Consider the following 4,262-nt stretch of genomic DNA (forward strand, 5'->3'; position numbering starts at 1 on the left):
GCGGGCACCCCACCGGTGGGCCCCCCGACGACTCCACTGCCGGGCTCGACCCGCGGCACGCCGGGCCGCGTCCGAGTGGGACGCCGGGTGACCAGGGCGTTGCGCGGCGACGGCGGCTCGGTCAGGCGCAGGCCGAGCAGGGAGATCGGACGGGCGTCCCCGCCGCCCGCGCCGGACGCCTGCGCATCGACCGACCGGGCCGAGACGTCCAGGCCGTCCCGATCGGCCGCGGACGAAGCGGCCGGCGCCGAGGTGTCGTCATCGTCCCGGTTCCCACCATGACCCGCCATCCGCGCCACCCCGCCCCCATCTCCGGACCGACTCCACTGGACGACACCGGAGCGCGAGGCAACCGCTACGGCGTGGCATCACGGTCTCGCGTCACCCACTGCCCCGACAAGAGCTTCAGGATGATCCAGATAGCCGGAAACAGACCCACGAGCAGTGAACACACCACCGGCACACTCGATCCACTCCGAATCGCCATGCGATGGCAACACCATACCGAGGTCATGTCACCGGGACGGATCGGGCTCGCACCGTGCGTGTGACATGAGGATGCGGACGGCCACCGTCCCCCGGGGGGACGGTGGCCGACGGCAGCCGGCGACGCGGCTCGCCGGGATCAGTCGGTGCGGTCAGCCGGCGAGGGCCAGCTCGCGCAGCACCGCCGCGGTGTCGAGGGCGGCCAGCGTCGCCTCCCGGCCCTTGTCCTCGCTGGAGTCGGGCAGCCCGGCCCGGTCGCGGGCCTGGTCGACCGTGTCGCAGGTGAGCACGCCGAAGCCGACGGGGACCCGGGCGTCGAGGGTGACCCGGGCCAGCCCCGCGGTGACGAACTGGCAGACGTAGTCGAAGTGCGGCGTGCCGCCGCGGATGACCACGCCGAGCGCGACGACCGCGTCGTGCCGCTGGACCAGCGCCGCGACGACGACGGGCAGCTCGACCGCACCGGAGACCCGCACGACGGTCGGCGCCGTCGCGAGCCTGGCGTCCTTGGCCGCGCGCAGCGCCCCGGCCAGCAGCGCGTCGGTGATCTCGGCGTGCCAGCGGGTGGCGACGACCGCCAACCGCAGCCCGGCCACCGCCGGCAGCACCTCCTGCGGCGCGCCGAAGCCGCTCACAGACCCTCTCCATCGGTGAGATCCATGCCGGCCGGGGAGCCGGCGCCGCCCGCAACGGCGGCGCAGCCGGAGGTCGCGGGCACCCGTGCGGGGCTCGGCGCCCAGCGGCCGCCGGCCGGGGTGTCCTCCCCGACCGCGCGGGGCAGCCCCGGCAGGACATGGCCCATCCGGTCGCGCTTGGTCGTCAGGTACCGCAGGTTCTCCGGCGTCTGGGTCACCGGCATGCCGATGAGCTCGACGATGCGCAACCCGTAGCCCTCCAGACCGGCCCGCTTCGTCGGGTTGTTCGACAGCAGCCGCAGGCCGCGCACCCCGAGATCGACGAGGATCTGCGCGCCGGTGCCGTAGTCGCGGGCGTCGGCAGGCAGGCCGAGCGCGAGGTTGGCGTCCACGGTGTCGTGGCCGGCGTCCTGGAGCTGGTAGGCCCGCAGCTTGTGCATCAGGCCGATGCCGCGCCCCTCATGCCCCCGCACGTAGAGGACCACCCCGCGACCCTCGGCCGCGATCATCCGCAGGGCGGCGTCGAGCTGGGTGCCGCAGTCGCAGCGCCGCGAGCCGAACACGTCGCCGGTAAGGCACTCGCTGTGCACCCGGACGAGGACGTCCTCGCCGTCGCCCAGTTCGCCGCGGATCAGCGCGATGTGCTCCACCCCGTCGAGGATGTTGCGGAAACCGACGGCGCGGAAGGTGCCGTAACTGGTCGGGATCGTCGCCTCGGCAACCCGCACCACCTGCTTCTCCGTCCGCCGGCGGTAGGCGATGAGGTCGGCGATGGAGATCAGCAGCAGGCCGTGCTCGCGGGCGAACGCGGCGAGCTCGGGAAGGCGCGCCATCGTCCCGTCGTCGTTGACGATCTCGCAGATGGTGCCGGCCGGGCGCAGGCCGGCGAGCCGGGCCAGGTCGACGGCCGCCTCGGTGTGGCCCGGCCGGCGCAGCACGCCGCCGTCCTTGGCCTGCAGCGGGAAGATGTGCCCCGGTCGGCTCAGGTCGCCCGGGACCGTGTCGGGGTCGGCAAGCAGCCGGATCGTGCGCGCCCGGTCGGCGGCGGAGATGCCGGTGGAGACGCCCTCACGGGCGTCGACGGTGATGGTGAACGCCGTGCCCATCCGCTCGGTGTTGTGCGGGACCATCTGGTCGAGTTCGAGCCGGTCGGTGTCGACGGCGTCCATCGGCACGCAGATCACCCCGGAGGTGTAGCGCGTCATGAACGCGACGAGCTCGGGGGTGGCCGCCTCGGCGGCGAAGATCAGGTCACCCTCGTTCTCCCGATCGGCGTCGTCGACAACGACGAGCGGCCGGCCAGCGGCGATCTCGACGATGGCGTCCTCGATCGAGGCGAACGTCACGTCGACACCGTCGACGCCGGACGCCGGGCCGATGCCAGCGCCGGACGCCCCGGTGCCGGACGCCCCGGTGCCGGACGCCCCGGTGCCGGACGCCCCGGTGCCGGACGAGGTCGGGACGGAGACGGAGGGAGCGGGGATGGCCGTCGAGGAGGCGCCGGCCGCGGAGGTGGTCATCGGGACAGTCCGTTCGGGTCGATGGTGCCGGCATGCAGCTTCTCGACGTACTTGGCCAGCACGTCGACCTCGATGTTGACGCGGGAACCCGGTGCGCGGCGGCCGAGCGTGGTCAGGTCGAGGGTGGTGGGGATCAGGCTGACCGTGAACGTCGCCGGGGAGTCGCCCCCGGCCGGGGTGACCTCGACGACGGTCAGGCTGACGCCGTCGACCGTCACCGAGCCCTTCTCCACGAGGTAGCGGTCGAGGCCGGCGGGCAGGGCGATGCGCACGACCTCCCAGTGCTCGTCGGCCTGCCGGTCGACGACCACGCCGACGCCGTCGACGTGCCCCTGGACGAGATGGCCGCCGAGGCGGTCGGCCAGCCGGACGGGCCGTTCGAGGTTCACCCGGTCCCCGACGGCGAGTTCACCGAGGGAGGACCGCACGAGGGTTTCGCGCATCACGTCAGCCGTGAACGTCGCGGACACCGCAATTGTGCCGACCGGCGCAGTTCCGGCCGGATCGATGCTGTCCGGATCGGTGCTGTCCGGATCGGTGCTGTCCGGATCGGTGCCGGCCTGCTGAAAGGAGGTCACCGTGAGACACACGCCGTTGACGGCGATGGAGGCGCCGTGGGTCGCGTCCGTCAGTACGGTCTGACAGGAAATGGTGAGCGCCGCCGACTCCGGCCGCGCATCTACCGCAGCCACCACGCCGAGCTCTTCAACGATGCCGGTGAACATCCGACTCGCGCCCTTCGGTCCCGGGCACCGCTCCCCGGTCACGGGGGGTTCCCACGCGGGACCTGCCGGCATGCGCACGCCGGCGCGCGCCCATGGACGGCGACGGCCACCCACGGGCACTCGGCCCGCGCGCGTCCTCCCATCCGGACTTTAACCGTCGGTCCCGGAATTTCACCGGATCAGCCGTCCCAGTACCTGCGGACGGGTCGCGGACTATCACCGCCGGCTCGGAGTTTCACCGACCCCGGAGCGCGCGTGCTGCTGGTTGTACTGCCCCAAGTCTGACATACGAAGCGGCCGCACGCCGCACCCGACGACGTGACCGAGGTCATGCCCGCCGGCCAAATACCAGGTCGGGCGCGGCCCGCCGCGCCCTCAGCCGAGCGGGAGGTGACCGTTGACCGCGCGGACTTCCGCGGCGAGCGCCGGGATCTCGACCACCTCGACGCCGGCCGCGGCCAGCCGCTCGGCACCGTCGCAGTCGACGAACAGCGCCGGCTCGCGCCAGGCGAACACCACCCGGCCGATGCCGGCAGCGAGGATCAGCTCCGTGCAGGTCCGCGGCCGCGATGCCCGGGCGCTGCACGGCTCCAGCGAGCTGTACACCGTCGCCCCCGCCGGATCTACGCCGACATCGACGCCGCCGTCCGGGTCGGTGCGGGCGGCGAGTCGGCGCAGCGCGACCTCCTCGGCGTGGTCGTGCGGTTCCTGCGCCCGGGAGTAGCCGTCGGCCAGCGGGGTCCCGTCGGCCGCCACGATCAACGCGCCGACCGAGAACGCCGTGGACGACGGCGGGCAGCGGCGCCCGAGCTCGACCGCACGGGTCAGCCAGTACCGGTCCCCGCCGGGCCCCGGCGGCGGACCACCGGGCGGCGGCGAGCCGGACGTGGTCACGC

General features: G+C 73.6%; 4 protein-coding genes, 1 pseudogene and 1 riboswitch. All 5 genes and pseudogenes read right to left on the reverse strand.

Annotation, left to right across the window (positions count from 1 at the left end):
- Positions 1-290: pseudogene (locus ND748_RS26495) on the reverse strand (hypothetical protein); the annotation flags it as partial.
- A 348-nt stretch (positions 291-638) separates the two neighbouring features.
- Positions 639-1,121, reverse strand: a complete 483-nt coding sequence (gene ribH, locus ND748_RS26500; RefSeq protein WP_251748915.1) for a 6,7-dimethyl-8-ribityllumazine synthase — start codon at positions 1,119-1,121, stop codon at positions 639-641.
- Complete coding sequence (locus ND748_RS26505; RefSeq protein WP_251748917.1) at positions 1,118-2,641, reverse strand: bifunctional 3,4-dihydroxy-2-butanone-4-phosphate synthase/GTP cyclohydrolase II; 1,524 nt, start codon at positions 2,639-2,641, stop codon at positions 1,118-1,120. Before ND748_RS26505 ends, ribH begins: the two co-directional genes overlap by 4 nt.
- Positions 2,638-3,366 carry a riboflavin synthase gene (locus ND748_RS26510; protein ID WP_251748919.1) on the reverse strand — a complete coding sequence of 243 codons (729 nt, stop codon included), beginning with the start codon at positions 3,364-3,366 and terminating at the stop codon, positions 2,638-2,640. The genes ND748_RS26505 and ND748_RS26510 overlap by 4 nt, the downstream gene beginning before the upstream one ends.
- A 127-nt stretch (positions 3,367-3,493) precedes the next feature.
- Positions 3,494-3,623, reverse strand: a riboswitch (FMN riboswitch).
- A 118-nt stretch (positions 3,624-3,741) separates the two neighbouring features.
- Entirely contained in the window at positions 3,742-4,260 is a 519-nt protein-coding gene (locus ND748_RS26515) for a dCMP deaminase (protein WP_251748921.1), read from the reverse strand.
- Between the last annotated feature and the right edge of the window lie 2 nt (positions 4,261-4,262).

Source organism: Frankia sp. AiPs1 (assembly GCF_023716945.1).
Lineage (GTDB): Bacteria > Actinomycetota > Actinomycetes > Frankiales > Frankiaceae > Frankia.